General features: G+C 46.6%; 15 protein-coding genes. 3 read left to right on the top strand and 12 right to left on the bottom strand.

Annotated elements, in window-relative coordinates; translation table 11 throughout:
* The first annotated feature begins 1 nt into the window (after position 1).
* The 3 genes from H8K36_RS12105 to H8K36_RS12095 all read left to right on the top strand — a co-directional run bounded on the left by H8K36_RS12105 (position 2) and on the right by H8K36_RS12095 (position 3400).
* A complete protein-coding gene (locus tag H8K36_RS12105; protein WP_186916739.1) occupies positions 2-913 on the top strand; it encodes a dihydrodipicolinate synthase family protein in 912 nt (303 codons plus the stop codon).
* A 243-nt stretch (positions 914-1156) separates the two neighbouring features.
* A complete protein-coding gene (locus H8K36_RS12100; RefSeq protein WP_186916738.1) occupies positions 1157-2581 on the top strand; it encodes an aldehyde dehydrogenase family protein in 1425 nt (474 codons plus the stop codon).
* Between the two features lie 156 nt (positions 2582-2737).
* Positions 2738-3400 (top strand): GntR family transcriptional regulator, encoded by a 663-nt coding sequence (locus H8K36_RS12095; RefSeq protein ID WP_186916737.1) that lies wholly within the window; start codon positions 2738-2740, stop codon positions 3398-3400.
* A 108-nt stretch (positions 3401-3508) separates the two neighbouring features.
* Here H8K36_RS12095 and H8K36_RS12090 read toward each other — a convergent pair whose 3' ends face one another.
* From H8K36_RS12090 to H8K36_RS12035, 12 genes are all read right to left on the bottom strand, one after another.
* Complete coding sequence (locus H8K36_RS12090; RefSeq protein WP_230404592.1) at positions 3509-5152, bottom strand: M28 family peptidase; 1644 nt, start codon at positions 5150-5152, stop codon at positions 3509-3511.
* Between the two features lie 7 nt (positions 5153-5159).
* Positions 5160-5714 (bottom strand): BRO-N domain-containing protein, encoded by a 555-nt coding sequence (locus H8K36_RS12085; RefSeq protein ID WP_186916736.1) that lies wholly within the window; start codon positions 5712-5714, stop codon positions 5160-5162.
* Positions 5715-5743: 29 nt separating this feature from the next.
* Positions 5744-6679, bottom strand: coding sequence for a ribosome biogenesis GTPase YlqF (gene ylqF, locus H8K36_RS12080; RefSeq protein ID WP_186916735.1), 936 nt, complete (start codon positions 6677-6679; stop codon positions 5744-5746).
* A gap of 354 nt (positions 6680-7033) precedes the next feature.
* Positions 7034-8269, bottom strand: a complete 1236-nt coding sequence (locus H8K36_RS12075; RefSeq protein ID WP_186916734.1) for a tetratricopeptide repeat protein — start codon at positions 8267-8269, stop codon at positions 7034-7036.
* 9 nt (positions 8270-8278) lie between these two features.
* The gene (locus H8K36_RS12070) at positions 8279-9175 is read right to left on the bottom strand and encodes an ExeA family protein (protein ID WP_186916733.1); all 897 of its coding nucleotides are present in this window, start codon (positions 9173-9175) and stop codon (positions 8279-8281) included.
* Between the two features lie 90 nt (positions 9176-9265).
* On the bottom strand, positions 9266-11011 hold the full coding sequence (gene mshL / locus H8K36_RS12065) for a pilus (MSHA type) biogenesis protein MshL (RefSeq protein WP_186916732.1): 1746 nt from the start codon (positions 11009-11011) through the stop codon (positions 9266-9268).
* A 49-nt stretch (positions 11012-11060) separates the two neighbouring features.
* A complete protein-coding gene (locus H8K36_RS12060; RefSeq protein WP_230404591.1) occupies positions 11061-11411 on the bottom strand; it encodes an MSHA biogenesis protein MshK in 351 nt (116 codons plus the stop codon).
* Entirely contained in the window at positions 11408-12124 is a 717-nt protein-coding gene (locus tag H8K36_RS12055; protein WP_186916731.1) for a hypothetical protein, read from the bottom strand. Before H8K36_RS12055 ends, H8K36_RS12060 begins: the two co-directional genes overlap by 4 nt.
* Positions 12121-12795, bottom strand: a complete 675-nt coding sequence (locus H8K36_RS12050) for a PilN domain-containing protein (protein WP_186916730.1) — start codon at positions 12793-12795, stop codon at positions 12121-12123. Before H8K36_RS12050 ends, H8K36_RS12055 begins: the two co-directional genes overlap by 4 nt.
* Positions 12792-13742: a type IV pilus biogenesis protein PilM gene (locus H8K36_RS12045; protein WP_186916729.1), complete on the bottom strand. Its 951-nt coding sequence runs from the start codon at positions 13740-13742 to the stop codon at positions 12792-12794. Before H8K36_RS12045 ends, H8K36_RS12050 begins: the two co-directional genes overlap by 4 nt.
* Before the next feature lie 114 nt (positions 13743-13856).
* Positions 13857-16877 (bottom strand): DUF6701 domain-containing protein, encoded by a 3021-nt coding sequence (locus tag H8K36_RS12040; RefSeq protein ID WP_186916728.1) that lies wholly within the window; start codon positions 16875-16877, stop codon positions 13857-13859.
* Positions 16878-16980: 103 nt separating this feature from the next.
* A complete protein-coding gene (locus H8K36_RS12035; protein WP_186920449.1) occupies positions 16981-17454 on the bottom strand; it encodes a pilus assembly PilX family protein in 474 nt (157 codons plus the stop codon).
* Between the last annotated feature and the right edge of the window lies 1 nt (position 17455).

Here is a 17455-nt window from a genome sequence, read left to right as displayed (position 1 = left end):
GATGAGTCTCCCAAAATGGCGCGGTATTTTTCCTGCAGTAACAACCAAATTCAAAGCGAACGAAGAACTTGATCATGCAGAGATGGAGAAGCACTTTGCGTTTCAAATCGATGCGGGTGTTCATGGCCTAGTCACTTGTGGCTCCCTTGGCGAAGCAAGCACATTGTCCTTCGAAGAAAAACTCGAAGTCACCGGTGTGGCAATCAAAGTAGCCAACAATCGTGTGCCAGTCTTGGCCAATGTTTCCGAGACGCGTACCGCAAATGCCCTACGCTTCGTCGAACAGGCTGCAAAGTTGGGTGTGCAAGGCTTTATGGTGATGCCATCTGTCTTGTATGCGGCGGACTCCCGTGAAGCTAAAGACAATCTGCGCGCGATTGCAGATGCTGCCCAATTACCGATCATGGTCTACAACAATCCTGTGACTTACAAAGTCGATCTGACACCAGAAGATTTTCAAGATCTGTCAGATTGCAAGTGGATAACTGCAATCAAAGAGTCAACAGATAATATTCGCCGCGTCACAGATCTACGCAACGCTGTGGGTGATCGCTATCAGATCTTTATGGGCGTAGACGATCTTTCATTCGAAGGTTTGGCAGTGGGCGCAGATGGTCTATTGGCAGGCTTGGTAGTGGCGTTTCCGAGAGAGACTGTGGCCCTTTACAATCTCATGCAAGCAAAACGCTATGACGAAGCCCTCGCCTTGTATCGCTGGTTTATGCCGTTGATGCATCTCGATGTCTCAACCAAGTTGGTACAAAATCTGAAACTGGTTGAAACCTTAGTTGGTGTCGGCAATGAATATGTACGTCGTCCACGTCAGCCGTTGGTAGGCGCGGAACGTGAACGCGTCACAGCAATCGTGCAAAAGGCTTTAGCGACACGTCCTGACGTTAGCGCCTATTTGTAACGCCTAGTTTTCTTGAGCGCTTTCTTCTGCGTTCTTAAAAACTTAGAACATGCACCACCGTTGACCGCACTCCCCTACAGCAAAGAACATAAAGTTCTAGCCTTCGGGTGCTGCGGTGGTCTACTTTGTGCCAGTACAATGTAGATAAATCGGCGGGAGCAGCAAGTGACATTTTCATCCCAAACATTTCTGCCTCCGTAAGTTCCATTTAGCTTCCAAGCAATTTCCGTTGAAGGACATCTCATGAGCATCTACCAACATTTCATCAATGGCGAATGGATCGCCTCAGATAAAACACGTTTGAATATTAATCCGTCTAATCCGGATGAGGTCGTCGGTGAATATGCAGATGCGAGTGTTCAAGATATGGAATCAGCAGTATTGGCAGCCGCACACGCCGCTAAAGGATGGAGTCGCTCGACACCACAGCAACGTTTTGATGTCTTGGACTTTATAGGCACGGAAATCCTAGCTCGCAGACAAGAGCTCGGTTTGTTATTGGCACGAGAAGAAGGGAAAGTTCTGCCAGAAGCGATCGGTGAAGTTGCGCGCGCTGGATTCATCTTTAAATTTTTTGCAGGCGAGGCACTACGCATCGGAGGTCAAGCCATCGCTTCTGTCCGCCCCAACATGGAAGTGATCACCTCGCGGGAAGCAGTGGGTGTAGTAGGACTGATCACCCCATGGAATTTCCCGATAGCGATTCCTGCATGGAAAGCAGCTCCAGCACTTGCATGTGGCAACGCCGTGGTACTCAAACCTTCCGAATTAACACCGGGCTGTGCATGGGCATTAGCCGATATTATCTCGCGTTCTGGCTTGCCAAAAGGTGCATTCAACTTAGTCATGGGCGATGGTGTCGCAGGCAAAACTTTGGTAGAACACCCAGCCGTTGATGCCATCAGCTTTACAGGATCAACACAGACCGGCAAGTTGATTGCACAACATTGCGCACTCAGCCTCAAAAAATACCAACTAGAAATGGGCGGCAAGAATCCTTTAGTGATTCTCGATGATGCCGATCTCAGCGTGGCCGTCGAATGCGCGGTCAATGGTGCCTTCTTTTCCACAGGTCAACGTTGCACAGCTTCTAGCCGCACCATCGTCACCGAGCAAATTTACGATAGCTTCCGCGACGCCATGCTCAACCGAACTAACAGCTTAAAAGTGGGCGCAGCAATTGACCCGACAACGCAGATCGGTCCGGTCGTTGATCAACGCCAACTCGACAAAAATTTGAGTTACATTCAGATCGGCAAGGACGAAGGCGGTACATTACTGACCGGCGGAGAACGACTCACAGGTGAAGGCTACTTCTTTAGCCCAGCCATCATCGAAAATCACAATCCTCAAGCAAGACTCAATCAAGAAGAAGTGTTTGGCCCCGTTAGTACCTTGGTCAGAGTTAAAAATTTTGATGAAGCTCTTGCGGTTGCCAATGCAACTCCATATGGTTTATCGGGAGGTATTTGCACGACCTCGCTCAAGCTTGCAAGCCAATTCCGCCGTGAAATGCAGGCCGGCATGGTGATGGTGAATGCGCCAACCGCAGGTGTCGATTATCACGTTCCTTTCGGTGGCACCAAAGGGTCAAGTTTCGGGCCTCGCGAACAAGGTGGCATGGCACTTGAGTTCTATACGAAAGTCAAAACGCACTACCTCGCCTAAATTTACTTTTAGTATTGGCAAGTTTCCAACTATTAAGCGACAGTACTCTAACTGTCGCTTTTTTCATGTGGCAAATCGCTCGGAATGCAAAAGAAAATTGAGTGAAATTGGCGGGATAACTTATAATCCAATGATAAATTTCACAACAATCATTGTATGCAACCGCCAAAAGTTACAACGCCCAATAAAATGCGCGCCGCTGATGTCGCCTATGATGCGATCGAAAGCATGATCGTCACCCTCCAGCTCAAACCTGGTGCACCGATCGTAGAATCAGAACTGATCGAGATTACTGGTCTTGGTAGAACGCCCTTACGCGAAGCCTTGATGCGCATGTCTTCAAATGGGCTGATTGTGCAATTACCTCGTCGCGGACTCATCGTCAAAGATATCGAAGCGGCTGAGCACGTTACCTTGATCGAAACACGTCGCGTGATCGAACGTTTAATCGCCACCAGTGCAGCACGTCGAGCGACACCGCAACTGAGACAAGATATCTACAATTGCGGTGAGCAGATGGTCGCGGCCGCGAATAACGGCAAGCTAGAAGAATTTATGACATCCGACCAAGCTTTAGACCATGTAGTGCACGAAGCTTGTCGCAATCCATCCGCGGTCGCTGCGGTGATACCGTTAATTATCAAATGCCGTCGCTTCTGGTATGCCTATCAACACGAAGGCGATATGCATGAAGCAGCACGCTGCCATATGTTATTAGCAAAAGGAATTGCGGATGGCAATGAAGAAGCTGCGGCACAAGGCGCTGACAACTTGATGAACTACCTTGAATCCTATACGCGTAAGGTTATTAACGGCTAGCCACATAATTGGTGTGCTGAAAACCAAAAGGCTCAACAAAAAAAGGCGATGATCGTTGATTTGCGATCATCGCCTTTTTCTTTTTAAATATTTGAACTTCGATGTAAGTTAACGCTTGATCTCTCCGTACGGATCGCCCTTCTTCCACTTTGGCACCTTGGCATCGTTCGCCAGCAAATATCCTAACCGCAAAGTAAATTCAGCTTGTTGCAACATGCCACTCAAATCCCAACTTGGATCATAGCGATCGCGTACAGTGTGATAATCCTGCTTAAAATGTTTCATCTTCAATTCAGCAGCGTCATGATTGTGTTCGAAATCAAAATAACCATCACCTGAAAAAACAGCGGAGCCAACATTGAATGCGGGCACTCCAGCGCGTGCAAAATTAAAGTGATCTGCGCGGTAGTATGCTCCACCAAGATCGGGGACAGATTTCGCAATCTTCAACTTCATTGCTTTCGCCGCCTTTTTCGCCGATGCATACAAGGTACTGCGTTCACTTCCAGCCACTCCAATGTCTTTAGTCTTGGCGACGAAATTCATACTATCTAAATTCAAGTCTGCGATGGTCTTAGCTAGTGGCCATGGTGGATTTTTGGTGTAAGCAAGGCTACCGATTAAGCCTTGCTCCTCGGCTGCAGGCCATAGAAAAATTTGGGTTCGCTTTGCAGGATGCTTTACAGCATATTCAGCCATTGCTAACAAAGCTGCTGCTCCCGTAGCGTTATCAACAGCGCCATTCCAAATTTGAACTGGCTTGCCAGCTTCCTCAATTTTGCCTAGATGATCCCAATGCGAAGAATAGATCACAGCCTCTTCTCTCAACTTGGGATCGGTGCCGAGAACAGCTCCTGCAACATTAAATTGCTGCACTCGCCGTACCTGGGAACGCAAATGTACTGTGACTTGAAAATTGAGATCGATTGGTGTGAAATCACGCTGCTCCGCCTTAGCTCTTAAGGCATCCAGATCTATCCCTCTCTGTTGCAAGTAAGGTTTAATACTATGTTCTGCCCACCACCCTTCAAGCGAGTTCCCACCGCCGGCCAAACTAAAGCGTTCACGTGTAAAACTCGTTTGCGGCACGTTCCATCCATAGCTAGCGGAAGCATCAGTATGTATTAACAAGACACCAGCAACACCTTGGCGCGCGGCCTCCTCAAATTTATAGGTCCAGCGTCCGTAATACGTCATCGCTGCACCACCAAATCTGTTGGGCTCCGCCGGTGTTGGTTGTGGGTCGTTGACCATCATGACCACGACTTTTCCACGCAGATCAACATTCTTGTAATCGTCCCAATTCTCCTCGAGTGACTTAATCCCATAGCCAACAAAGACGACCGGTGCAGTGAAGTCTACCGCTTCTTTACCGTTCGAACTTCCAACCAACACTTCTGGGCCGATCTGGGGTGAAAAAATACCGCCTGCTGCTTCAAATTGTATGCTCGAAGTACTTAAATTCTTAGAGCCTTGGATACTGACCTGATGTAGATACGGGAGATGAGAATTTTTTGAAAGACTCTGTAGTCCAATGATTTGTGCTTGTGTCGCTAAGTATCGAGCGGCCAAATCTCCGCCGCGTTGTCCAGTACCGCGACCTTCCAATAAGTCATCTGCAAGATAAGAAAGATGAGCACGGAGAACAGGTTCTTTTAACTGAGTCTGTTGTGCGATCGTCTTCGTCGGCAACATAAATAAAACGAAACTCAGTGCCAAAAGCCGAATAAATCGACTACAAGTCAACTTCATAATTCTCTCAAGACTTCACGTAAGGTTGATTGATGGCTGATCTTGGCACGCGCTTGACATTGATCAATGCGTCATGCAAGAGCCAGCGTTTGAAGCGAATCATTCTATAACTGGCTCTTCGATCGCCGGTCCGCGATTCCAAAAGCTGCATCAGTCCCGCCTCAGTCACCCCAGCAATGTTCGCTCCCGGAATCTTGCCAGATTCATTCACCAGGGATTCAAGCTCCCATTTAGCAACTGCTGGTTCCATGATTTTTTTGAGATCTTTAATAGGAATCCAAACGATACCGTCATCAAGAAAAAAACGAATCTGCCTGCCATCGAAGCTATAGAACTTCCCGTGCCACTGATAAACAGCTGACTTCTCGCCCCAGTGCTTAAACAGCAGAACAAACTCAATCAGTTCTCTCGAATACAAGCGTCCCCAAAAACCAAAGGAAATCAAAAAACCAATGACGCCCATACCGGGGTGAATCATGTCGAAGAAGCGATAAGCTCCGTAGGAGAACAAAAAACTAAAAAGAACTTTAACAATAAAATCGATGATGACTCTTTTGTTCATATCAGCTCCTGACGTCGACAAAGCAGAATTTAGTCGAGCTCTTGCTCGTCAATGGTATCCATGCCTGTGTCCACGTTCTTTCCTTGCCCTAATAAGACTGGTGGGACATATGTCGCCAATAAATGCTCACGGCTTTGCGGCGTCTCCAAACTAACCCGCCCCAAAGCGCCGCTGCGATAATCGAGTAACAATGTATGTGCTGCTTTCTCAAAATCCCAATCCCCCCCCTTCAGACGGTAAGCACGCTTTTTAGCGACGCCCTCGATCACGCTGACCGCATCGATGCCGTCCGTCGGCATGCCATAGCGCGTAGTCAAGAATTGTGGATAGCTCTTCAACAGCAACTCTGCAAGAAAAGTAGCAACCTCTTCTTCGATCAATGCATTGACACCGATAGCATGACTTGCCGCCAACATCAGGCCATCTGTCGGATGTTGAATTTTCGGCCAAAGCATACCTGGCGTGTCAGTTAAAATCATGTTCTTTCCTAAGTACAGGCGTTGCTGTACCTTGGTGACAGCAGGCTCATCACCAACATTCGCCACACGTTTTTTCAACAGCGCATTCATTAACGTTGATTTACCGACGTTTGGAATACCCATAATCATCATACGCAAAGGCTTCGTGGGTACGCCACGATGAGGGGCCAACTCCAGAGCGAATCCGGGAACTTTAGCGACATCCGCGGGTTTCTTACAACTCATTGCTACAGCTTTTACGCCTTTTTGCGCGTTATAAAATTCAAGCCATTGCTTCGTCGCATGCGGATCGGCCAAGTCGCTTTTATTCAAAATCTTAAGACATGGACGTTGGCGAAAGACCCGCAACTGCTCCACCATGGGATTACAGCTTGCCTGTGGGATGCGGGCATCCAAAACTTCGATCACCAGATCGGTGTTCTCCATTGTTTCCGCCGCCTTTTTGCGGGCAGCGTTCATGTGACCAGGGAACCATTGTATAGACATACTTATTCTTCTTTTTGCAATTAGATGTTCATGCAAAAAGCGCTCGAAACCAACGCAAGCGCCTTAATGTCAAAAACGGGGGAAAGATAAACCATTATTTTACGGACTTCATCGAAGGCAGTCTGAAATACTTCGCCAAAATCCAGAAAATTTCGATTTAAGGTAAGAAAACAATGAAAAATGATGACTAAAAGACACTTAAATTTAAGTAAAACAATGGCCGTAAGTAAAAGCCAGTTAGTTCCTTAGTTTATTGAGGCCAATATGCTTCAACCCACCAATGAACATATCAATCGAAACTTCGAAGGCGACTTAAGGACGAAATTGGCAACAGTAGAATATTCGGTAGGCTAATCACTTTTGAATTTGAGCGATCTTCTGGTCAACAAAAGCGAGTAAGTCAGCACCTAAACCTGGTTGCGTTTTTGCTTGACGATATGCCTCAAGCGCCTCTGCGTTAGCACCATCTGCCTGTAAAGAAATCCCCATTCCCATCCACCACACAGCATTTTGAGCATGCTTGTTAAGGGCTAAGCGGTAGGATTGAATCGCTTCCTTATGTCGCCCCAATTTTTGCTGCAAAGCTGCGAGAAATGCTAAATAATCAGGTCGATCTTGGGCAAAGGGAGCCGCTTTTTGCAAAATCTCAACTGCTTCATTCACCTTTGCCCGTTCGACCAATAATCGAGCAAGGATCATCGCAAAGTTGATTTGGTGTGAATCATTCGCAAGGCCGGCTCTTAATTCTCGAATAGCGTCATCGTAACGCTTCGTTTCCAACAGCAATGAAATCATCAGTTGCCGTGCCGGTGCGTGATTGGAGTCGAGTTTCAAGGCCTGCTCTAGGCTCAATATAGCCTCACTATTGCGCCCCTGCTGTTGGTAAATCGTTGCTTGTTTAAACTCACCCTCGGCACGCTGTTGCGGCGAAATTTCTTTAATTACTGCACTCTGCCCAAGATTCGATTTATCGGCGTTAGTACTCGTCTGTTTGTAATCTGGTTTCGCGGACGAATCTGATGCTGCTTTATTGCTGCTTAAATCGATTTGACTGCCATCTGCCCGCTTTATCTCAGCGATCACCGGCAGTGGGCGTTCGTTGCGAACAGCACTCGATATTGGTTTAGAGCTCGACTCTAATTGAACATTCTCACGATTCGACTCTTGTGGATTCTGCTTTTTCAAGGGTTCTGTGAGCATAGTTTTTTCAATGTCAACTCGAGGGGAATCATCATTCGTCACCACGTCAATCTTGGTTGACATTTTCAACAGAAGCGGAAGAGAAGCTGTTTTCAATAATTCGGCATCGGCGCTGCGAGTATCTGTCATTTGGGTGGTAGCAGCGGTCTCCACCTTGGTTTTCAATTCGTCTTTAGGGCCGAGATGATTTGCGGAAAAACGATAAACTAGAAAATAAACGAGGCATGCAAAAACTAGGCCTAAGCACGCCAAAATAAAAAACCGAATGCCGAATCTGCGTTCACTTAGCTTGCTACCATATTGTGCATATTGAGAAGCCGATTCGCTGTTGGCACCTTGCTCCTCACCTCGTTTTTCGAGGTCTTGCAGCATTTGATTGATCAAACTCATCGCGTCATATCACTTCACAACAAATAAATAGCTAAGAACAAGTGCGCCAATCGTCAACGCCAAATACGACCCCATTGTAGTTATCTTCTTAAAAAATGGTGCAGCCTGGGTATCTCTCAATGCAGAAAAAACCTGTCGTGCAGACACAGTTTTGCGCCCAGCTCCGTAGGCAAGCATCATCGCTTTATTAGCAAGTATGTTGGTCATCCGTGGTATGCCCGCACTGCCTAACCACAACAATAAAATCGCAAAGGAGCTAAACAATCTTACATCACCGTAACCAGCAACGCGCAATCGATGAGTCAGATAAAACGAGGTCTCATCCAGGTTTAGTGGACGCAAACGATAATGAAAACTGATACGCTGAGCAAGTTGACGAATATCATCACGATCGAGTCGTCGATCTAATTCTGGCTGCCCGAATAAAACGATTTGCAATAGCTTACGCTTCTCGGTTTCGAGATTGCTCAACAAACGAATTGCCTCTAAGGTTTCGATTGGTAAAGCTTGCGCCTCATCGATACACAACAGAACGCGTTTGCCATTTTTTGCATACTCCAACAATCGTTGATTGATGGCCTTCAAAACTTCGTGCTGTTCCGCACCTTTTTCATGAGGGATACCCAGATCATCTGCAAGGCTCAACAACAATGTGCGAGGTTCAAGAAATGGGTTGGGAATATAGGCGGTCACAAAGTCATCGCCAAGAGACTTCAAGAATTGCCGGCAGAGCAGAGTCTTACCGGTTCCGACTTCACCTGTGATCTTGATAAACCCTTCCCCACTTTTTGCGGCAATCATTAGCGTATTCAACGCCTCACGATGGCTACCGAAAGAAAAAAAGAAACTGGTGTCTGGCGTGATACCAAACGGTACGTCATGCAACCCGAAATGGGATTGATACATAGCGATCCCAACTCAATTGATCGAAACTAAGGGCGCAAACCAGTTTGTGAATTGACGCCCAAAATACATGGAAACAATCTGCATACCGCTCTATTTCTTTTCAAATCTAGTGCGCGGAGTCATGTCTTCAATTCGCTTTTGGCTTTCAACAAGGTCTTGATCCCAGCCATGATCACCGTCGACGATAGTTGGTCGAATCAAGATTACAAGCTCACGTTTTTGTGATACCTGCTTCGTATTTCTGAACAACCCACCCAAGATTGGCACCTCACCAGCTCCTGGAATCTGTGAACGGTCGTTCACATTCGCCTGGCGCATCAAACCGCCGATGGCCACAATGCGCCCGTTTTGCCCACGAACCACGCTATCCGTCTCTGAAACATCACTCGAAGCAAGTGGCAAAACTATGGTACCTGCCGTCCCAGCATTCACAGTTTTTTCTATCGTCGATACCTTACTCACAGATGGATGGACATGCAGAAGGATATTGCCACTATCATCGATTTGCGGCGTCACGTCCAAAGCCACTCCAGAAAAGAATGGCATTACGTCCACACTCACTGTTGGTGCGGTGTTTCCTGCCGTGCTTGTAGTTCCTGGAGTTGACTTCAAATTCGTTACAAAGAACTCATCTTTACCGACCTTTAGCACGGCTTTTTGGTTGTTCAAAGTTGCAATTCTTGGGCTAGACAAGACATGCACGTTACCCTGAGACTCAAGGAAAGAAAGCAGTGCAGAAAAATTCGAAGTTTGGAAAGCAAGGCCGAATAAAGATCCCGCTGCTTTTGATGCTGCACCTAGACTCAGTCCGGTAGTTGCGGTGATACCGGTATCATCGGCGGTCAACCTAGTTGTACTAAGATTCGTGCCGCGCGAGATAAAGCCAAGGGATGCGGCACTATCAGGAGATGACTTCAGTGAAGCGAACGATGCCCAGTTAATCCCAGTTTGATATTCGTCACTTAACTCAACTTCGAGAATTTTTGCTTCTAGGATAACTTGTCGATCGACCGACAGTTGGGTAGCCTTGAGATAGGCGGCTACGTTTCTAATCTCGTCAGACATTGCTCTTACCACGACCACACCTGATTGAGGATTGATCACTACTTGTTTGCCATCTTGTCCGCTCCCGACAAGAATGTCCAACGACGCTTTTAACTCAGACCAGAAATCACTATTCGAACTAGTATTGATCTTACTGGAACTCACAGGCTGGCGATTCCCCCCACCACCATTTCCCCCTGCATTATTGTTCAAATCAGAATTTCCTTGCCCATTCTGGCTACCATTATTGCCGCCTTGCGAATTAACCACATCTGCCACAGAACCAGATGTGACGCGAATGTCGGAAGTACCTTTACGTACGGAGGCTAAATAATTAATTTGGAAAACTCGTGTTTGCATGGTCAAAGGCTTGACGTAAATTCTGGTACCTTCAACGCGGTATTCGTAACCGTACAACTCTCGGATAGCATCAAGTGCTTCGAACAAAGTCACATCTTTTAGATTGGCAGAGATATTTCCGGAGACGTCAGGATGTACCAACATGTTGTATGGTGTTCCCGCCACGATCCCCATAAAGAATTGACTCGCTGGCGCATTACTGAAATTGAGATTGAAACGTTCTTCCAAAGGCTTTCTTACTGGTGGTAAATCTGTTTTCAGCGCGGGAAGCAAAGAAGCGGACACAGCTTCAGCATCGGCCGCTTTGACTTTCTGCGACGACGCTTTGCTCATTTCACTTTTAATCAGGTCATAGGTTTCCTGGCGCGAAGGTGGCATCGCACATCCAGAAATACCCACCACCAGTAGAACTGATATAGATAACTTTTTCATTTTCCAACCTTTTTTTACCGACTCATGCATACGAGAGCAGTTCGCCAATTCATTTGTTTTGAGGGTTCCTCAGGCTTTTCTTTTCAATATCTGGGAACAACTTCAAGGTTTGTAATTCTCTTCCTCGCTTTAATACGGCCTCAGTCTCAGTCAATTTAATTAGGACATAATCTCCAAATTTACCATTTAACTTCACAGTCTTACCGTCAATAATTGCAAACTTTCTATTAGGACCGATCAATACTGACTGCAGAACAGGTTGTGGTGCCACGTCAATATCCGGCCCACTCAGATTCAAAGTTGGCGGACGTGTTGGGTCTCGCAATTCCTGTGCAGGCACAACAGCGGGTGCAACCAATCCCAAAATAAACAGGCTCAACGAAATATGCCGATTCATCATAACTGCAGCCACTTTCTCTCAAGGCTCAGTGTAAACACGCGCAAGCTGAGCCGTGATTTTGGATATTCGAGTACGCTCAAATCACTACGACTCCAGTACACTCGCTCTGGCATTGACTCCAAACTTTGCATGTATGCGAGCATATCGAGGTAACCGCCTTCAACGACAATTTCAACTTCATGCTTAAACAAACCACGCTGTTCAAGAGCAGCTTTCTTTACGTCCTCATCCAAGCTTGCAGATGCGTTTGATGCGACAGTCATTGGCATTACCAAAGCAGTGTCGTTCATGAGGTCCACGACAGATAGGGTCCTCAGTGAAATAAGCCTTAAATTTTTATTTCTTTTTAGAATACTCTCTAGCAGGTAATCAATTTTTGCTGACGGCACCAAACTCTTCTGGAATTGAGAAAGCGTCTGATCTTTGGTTTCTAATAGTGTTCTGTACTCTTGAATTTTCTGCTTCAAATTCGCATCGACATCTACATTTTGTGCGATCTGCAAAGCATTCAACTGCTCAGTCATCGACTGCGTCATTGTAAGATGTTGTTGTATCTTCGCGTTTAAGTCCTTTTGCTGTCTAAGCAAGGGGGAAACGACAAAATTCATTCCTAAGAGCACCACAATTGCTAGTACTACAGCGAACAACAATCCCCGCTCCCGTTCGGGGCGACTATCGATCTTATTCGCAATATATTTCCAATCGAATTTCATGGCATCTTTCCTGCACTATCTTTTTTTTCTTTTTGTTCAGCTGAATGCAACTCAAATTCAACATAGGGCGCTAATTCAGCAGGTTTATTCTCACCGGACTTATTTGAGTTCGTATTATCGATTAACGGTCTTTGCATGCTTAAGGCAGAAAATGTCTTACCTTGCATAATTTTTTCGCGCTTAAGTTGATTTACAAAATTGGGAACCTGCTCTGGCGAAATCGCTCGTCCTGTTAAGCTGATCTCATCGCCCGCACCTTGAAGGTGAAAGCCCGTAATCCATACTCCCGTCGGTATTTGCCTTGCAAAGGCGCTCAAATACTCAGAATAACCAAGTGTATTACCCAATTTATTATTACTCAAAATCGTCTCTACTCGATCTCGATCAGCCAATGAAGAACGAAGTTGTTCTAGCTCCTCAATTAACTTTGGATCTTCCTTTTTTGGCTTTATATTGGCTTGAGCAACCTGAAGCTGATTCTGCAGGAGCGTCAACTGTTGCTGCCGCTCGGCTTCATTCGCTTTCAGTTTTACCGTCGTATTGGATAACCAGCCCCCGAGCCCCCCCAAGATCAAAATAGAGAATACTAGTAGGCCCACCAACGTCGCAGAAGTCAACAGACTCTTTTTCTTAACGAAGGCCGGGTTAAAAAGATTAATTTGCTGGCTCATGCGTCACCTACTTCAGTTCTGAGCGCAGCACCAATAATGCCAAAGAATTTTTGCTGTTGAACTGATTCTTTCAACTCAGGAACCTTTGCCAATTCGATCACATCGCCGAGGTCCATGACCTCTACTGGCATATATAAATTTGCCGCTAGAAAAGCTTGCAATGCATGAGCAACTTTGCCCAAAGGGCTAATCACTAGCTTTGCTGTCGTAATATAGTTGTGCTGTCGATCAAAATGATCGAGTGATCGCTGCAGTTCAAGTGATACACGTTCAAACACTGCACGTTGACCTTCATCATCCTGCTGATTAAGTTGATCCAAATTGAGATCTAATCTCCGCGACAAATAAAGTTCACCGCCAAACGTGACAGTCAATAGCCCTCCATTTTGATCAAAGGAAAGCATTGCTAAGCCACGTCCTGCAACTTCTAAACATGTAGATATATTTCTCTGCGCCGCCTCTGGAATATCGATGAAAGAAAGTGGCAACTTTGCATTCTGAAATAGATTTTGCTGCTGCTGAATTAGTTGATTCTTGGCGACTATTACCAACAAAGATTGATTGCGCCCCCCTGCACTGACATCACCTGGAACATGTAAATAATCTATCGTTGCCTCTGCTACTGGAAAATCTACCATCTCCTTGATCCGCCACTGCAACGCCCCTTTGAGTTCGTTACTTGGGACATTCATCGCATCCAATGCGAGAACCTGATAATCGCCCTGTTGCAAGCATAAGGAACGGCGTCTTTCTCGCGCAGGAGACTCTTTAGCGAGGCGCTCAAGCAAAACTGGAATGCCCAACCCTGCTAAAGGGTAAAAAGAAAGAAACTCCAAAACGGGCCGGCCGACAGGTTCGCGTCGAATAACGGCGGAGTAAAGACCGTCTTGCGCGATACTAATCGCCATGACGTCGATGTTTTTCTTATTCTTTGAGAAAAATCTCATGCATAAAATCCAATTTACTGATCTTGCTTGACGTTAAGATAATAAGTGCTGATTGTCAATGATTCTTCGCCAAATTGTGGTCTTCGTAACGTTTCAAGTCACTGCACCGAAAATTCAATGCACCTCACGTAAATAAATAAATTCATTGCCTTTCTTATAAATTCCGAAATTCACTCTTGCTTTGGGGTTAGTGTTTCCAGTACCAGTCCAATTAAACTGCAACCAAGGTTTACTTAAACTTCCGGCAGCTCCACCTACCCCACCAACCGAAGTGCACTGAGTGCCGCTTGCAGCACCCAGATTGAGGGTAATGTCCGCAAAACCACTATTACCAACACCAGGTGCACTCAACTTCAGTGGTGACACACTAACTGCAGTTTCACAGGCGGCTAAATTATTCGGCTTCGCCGTCGTCCCCGCCGGAAAGGTAAAAGAGAAACTGCTTGCATAATTAGTGGCCACTGGGAAGGTGCAACTTGTATCGAGAGCATTAGTAGTCCACCCGGCATTTACGCCTGCCCAATATTCAATTTTCAAGGGCAGAGGCAAAGCCAGTTTTTCACTTCCATAGGCATTAAGGAGTTTTACTCTGCCCTGCCGCATGCGCGTATCTGCAATTTTCTTTGCAGTACATGTGCCATTACTTGTACCTGCGGAGTCAGCTGTACAAGTCGTCGTATTCGCCTGCATGTCACGATCGACCAATTTAATGCCATCAGGATCAGTAACATTAACGCCAATTGCCATCGCATCGTATGGACCGTCTGCCACTGCAAGTCGACTAAAATTGCTTGCGGAATACAGATAACGGCCACTAGTCCACGACGGCGTTGTCGTAGTTAATCGTGTGGAATCTAGCGCCACACCATTGTTGGCATTTTCTAGTTCGCTTGAGACCACGCCGCGTCCAAAAATTCCGCTGTAATTGAATGTGCGATTGTTAGCAGCGTTCCGTCCCTCGATAGTCGCGGTTAAGGAAAATGGCTGATCCATATAGGTAAAACCAGTACAAGGCTCTATAAAAGAGTATGGACTTACCGTAAGGTGATCCGGCACGAAACGACCAAAATGATTGGTCACGGATGTATTCCCGAATTTACACCCGTACTTACCACCGACCAAGACATTTGACGCGTCGTTGGTGCAATCATTATTGCTCGCATCGTTCGAATTCGCGGTGAAACTATCGTCAAATACGCCTTGGGCCTTGAATCGGAAATAACCAACTTCATCATATGTAAATGTGGCTCCAGACGCGCCGTTGCCGTTTACTGCATTGGCGGCCGTTGTAAAAAGGCCTGCTAGAGTCCCAGTTCCTGGTGCCGCTAGGCCAGTTGCTGGTACGTTTAGCCACTCAAGTAATGCAGTATTAATTTTCGGAGTGCCGTTATAACCAACGATACCAGTATCGGCGGAAAGGCTGAAGTTTGCTCCGGTCTTGAAAAAGGTCGAGCTATTGGCACTAATGCCGCCGCCATCAGCATTTGCATTTGAAGTCACACTCACAATCGATGTAGGTCTTACGGTAAAACTATCAGATGAGCATGCCGTTACTGGGGATGTTGCCACGTTTTCACGAACCCGACATCTTAATTTGCCGTAGGCATTTGCTAAATTAAGATTTGCCGTCAGTGTTTTACGACCATTATCGCTTGCAGCGAATGTTAATGAATTAGTTGTACCAGCCAATGCAATTGCTGAGGTGCACGCGGGGGCCGTAGCATCGTCATATAGTTCAACAAAAACATTTCCCGCATACGCGGTAGAGACCGCCCCAGCAACACCTACTGCAACCACATCAAACTTAAAATCTGTATTTACCAATTTGGTATAAAGAGGATTTCGATTAACGGCAGTGACTGGCGTGTTGTACGGTGCACCGGTTTCGAGACATTCAAAGCCCGTGACACATGGTGTATTGGTGATCGCAATATCACATGTCGAAGACGCAGTACCGGCTGCATTGGTGCACCGAGTACCATTTAAGGGTGCTTGACTCAGGCCAGTGGCGACTAAGGTATAAGTTCCAGCTGAAGCTGAAGTCGCTTGCAAAGTAACGTTGGCGGTAGAGCCACTACCACCAATGCTAAAGGTGGCAGGAGTTATGCTTGCTCCAGGGGCCGCAGGTACCAAATTAATGCCCCCAGTGAGCGTGCCGGTATTCACAATACTTAGCGGCGGACAAGGCACGGTGGATGAAGTACATGCCAACACCACGAGATTCTCCGGGCACAGGGTCGCACTGCCATCATGGCGAATCTCGATATGATCATATGCCGGCACAGAGGTCGTACCAATCACGAAATCGTAGCTAAAGGTATAGGTACCAGGTGCTGTAAAATCGTAGGCGATGCCAATACCGGTATCTTGCAAGGTCGTCGTGATCGTATTACTCAGTGGTGTAGTTTGCAGGACAGAACAGTTCACCCCGCCATTGATAAAGAAACTACTCCACCCCGCCGCACAATAACTACTGAATGTTCCTGTTCTCTCGCGAAATGATTCCACTACCGTACCGGTCGTCGGTAAAGCCGTACTCGTCGGGCATGGCGTTGCTCCACCTAGGCTAGAGTATGTACCCACAATTCGCTTCGTTCCGGCCACATTCACACCACAACCATTATCACTTCCTCCAAGGTAAGTATCAAATACATGAAAGTAGCGCACAGGATTCGCAACACTAACCGGATAGGTATTGGGAATGGTGAGGGTCACCTCAGCGGTTAAAAAATCTAAGGGGGTCGTGTACTTCCAAATGATCGTCGCCTGCGGGCCATTGGTGATGGCCACAACATTTCGTGCCGATTGTTGCACGCCAGAAGAGCTAGGATTTGCAGGTATTGTTGGGTCGATGGTCGCTGTGTTGTACATCCCGCCAGTTGGGTTGAACGTGGTAACGGTATGCGAAGGACCGTACAACAAGCCATTCCCTCGGATAAAGACACCATTATCTAGCGTCGTACTCGGCGGAATTGAATTAGGGTTATAGACTTGGCCCGTATTATTTAGACGGCGCACCTGAATCTTTGTCGTGTTTTCGATGTAAAAATGTAGACCATTCGTAGCGGTGGTGCCACCTGTACTATTGAACTCAACGACTTGTGCGAAAGCACTCACGTGCACGAAAAAAAACATTAGCACCGCAAGAGACGACAGGAATCTATGAAGAGCAAATTTCATTTCGGATTCTTTACATTCACATAAATAGAGGTTGGCTTAACCATGACATCAAACTCGTTTAATTACAAATCGCTGCATTTCCTGGACCGACTCGACAGGTAGCAATTCGCCCTGTGATTTGACGTTCCACAAAATCTGGGGCCGGTGCAGCGCTAGAACTTGCCGTTGAAGTTATCTGATAAACGCGAATTGTGTTGCTGCCTTCAGTCGTCGTCGTCAGGTTGCAAGATACACTGACAATATATCCTTGTAAGCTACCGGCAAACGCCGGTGTACCCATCGCACCGACACAATTATATGGCGCAAGGGCTGGCGAACTATTCTCCTGCACCATTATTTGATAAGTACCCCATTCAATTCCAGCCTTCGCTGCTTGGTAGGCACGAGCACCTCGTATATCCATACTGGAAGTCCGTTGCTGTGCAGAATAGATCGACAGCATAAAGACACCTAGACCAGCAATCACTACTAACAAAAAAATCGCGGCGACGAGCGACGAACCGCTTTGCCGCTGGCGCAAACTAAGTTTCATC

Source organism: Affinundibacterium nitidum, from assembly GCF_014284155.1.
Classification (GTDB): Bacteria; Pseudomonadota; Gammaproteobacteria; order Burkholderiales; family Burkholderiaceae_D; genus Undibacterium; species Undibacterium nitidum.
The sequence above is the reverse complement of the archived record's forward strand: the minus strand, read 5'-3'. Positions and strand labels throughout refer to the sequence as shown.

What these genes read in the sequence shown, in the direction of transcription:
- H8K36_RS12105 (WP_186916739.1), top strand. Translation starts at nt 2, where the DNA reads ATGAGTCTCCCAAAATGGCGCGGTATTTTTCCTGCAGTAACAACCAAA.
- H8K36_RS12100 (WP_186916738.1), top strand. Translation starts at nt 1,157, where the DNA reads ATGAGCATCTACCAACATTTCATCAATGGCGAATGGATCGCCTCAGAT.
- H8K36_RS12095 (WP_186916737.1), top strand. Translation starts at nt 2,738, where the DNA reads ATGCAACCGCCAAAAGTTACAACGCCCAATAAAATGCGCGCCGCTGAT.
- H8K36_RS12090 (WP_230404592.1), bottom strand. Translation starts at nt 5,152, where the DNA reads ATGAAGTTGACTTGTAGTCGATTTATTCGGCTTTTGGCACTGAGTTTC.
- H8K36_RS12085 (WP_186916736.1), bottom strand. Translation starts at nt 5,714, where the DNA reads ATGAACAAAAGAGTCATCATCGATTTTATTGTTAAAGTTCTTTTTAGT.
- ylqF (WP_186916735.1), bottom strand. Translation starts at nt 6,679, where the DNA reads ATGTCTATACAATGGTTCCCTGGTCACATGAACGCTGCCCGCAAAAAG.
- H8K36_RS12075 (WP_186916734.1), bottom strand. Translation starts at nt 8,269, where the DNA reads ATGAGTTTGATCAATCAAATGCTGCAAGACCTCGAAAAACGAGGTGAG.
- H8K36_RS12070 (WP_186916733.1), bottom strand. Translation starts at nt 9,175, where the DNA reads ATGTATCAATCCCATTTCGGGTTGCATGACGTACCGTTTGGTATCACG.
- mshL (WP_186916732.1), bottom strand. Translation starts at nt 11,011, where the DNA reads ATGAAAAAGTTATCTATATCAGTTCTACTGGTGGTGGGTATTTCTGGA.
- H8K36_RS12060 (WP_230404591.1), bottom strand. Translation starts at nt 11,411, where the DNA reads ATGATGAATCGGCATATTTCGTTGAGCCTGTTTATTTTGGGATTGGTT.
- H8K36_RS12055 (WP_186916731.1), bottom strand. Translation starts at nt 12,124, where the DNA reads ATGAAATTCGATTGGAAATATATTGCGAATAAGATCGATAGTCGCCCC.
- H8K36_RS12050 (WP_186916730.1), bottom strand. Translation starts at nt 12,795, where the DNA reads ATGAGCCAGCAAATTAATCTTTTTAACCCGGCCTTCGTTAAGAAAAAG.
- H8K36_RS12045 (WP_186916729.1), bottom strand. Translation starts at nt 13,742, where the DNA reads ATGAGATTTTTCTCAAAGAATAAGAAAAACATCGACGTCATGGCGATT.
- H8K36_RS12040 (WP_186916728.1), bottom strand. Translation starts at nt 16,877, where the DNA reads ATGTTTTTTTTCGTGCACGTGAGTGCTTTCGCACAAGTCGTTGAGTTC.
- H8K36_RS12035 (WP_186920449.1), bottom strand. Translation starts at nt 17,454, where the DNA reads ATGAAACTTAGTTTGCGCCAGCGGCAAAGCGGTTCGTCGCTCGTCGCC.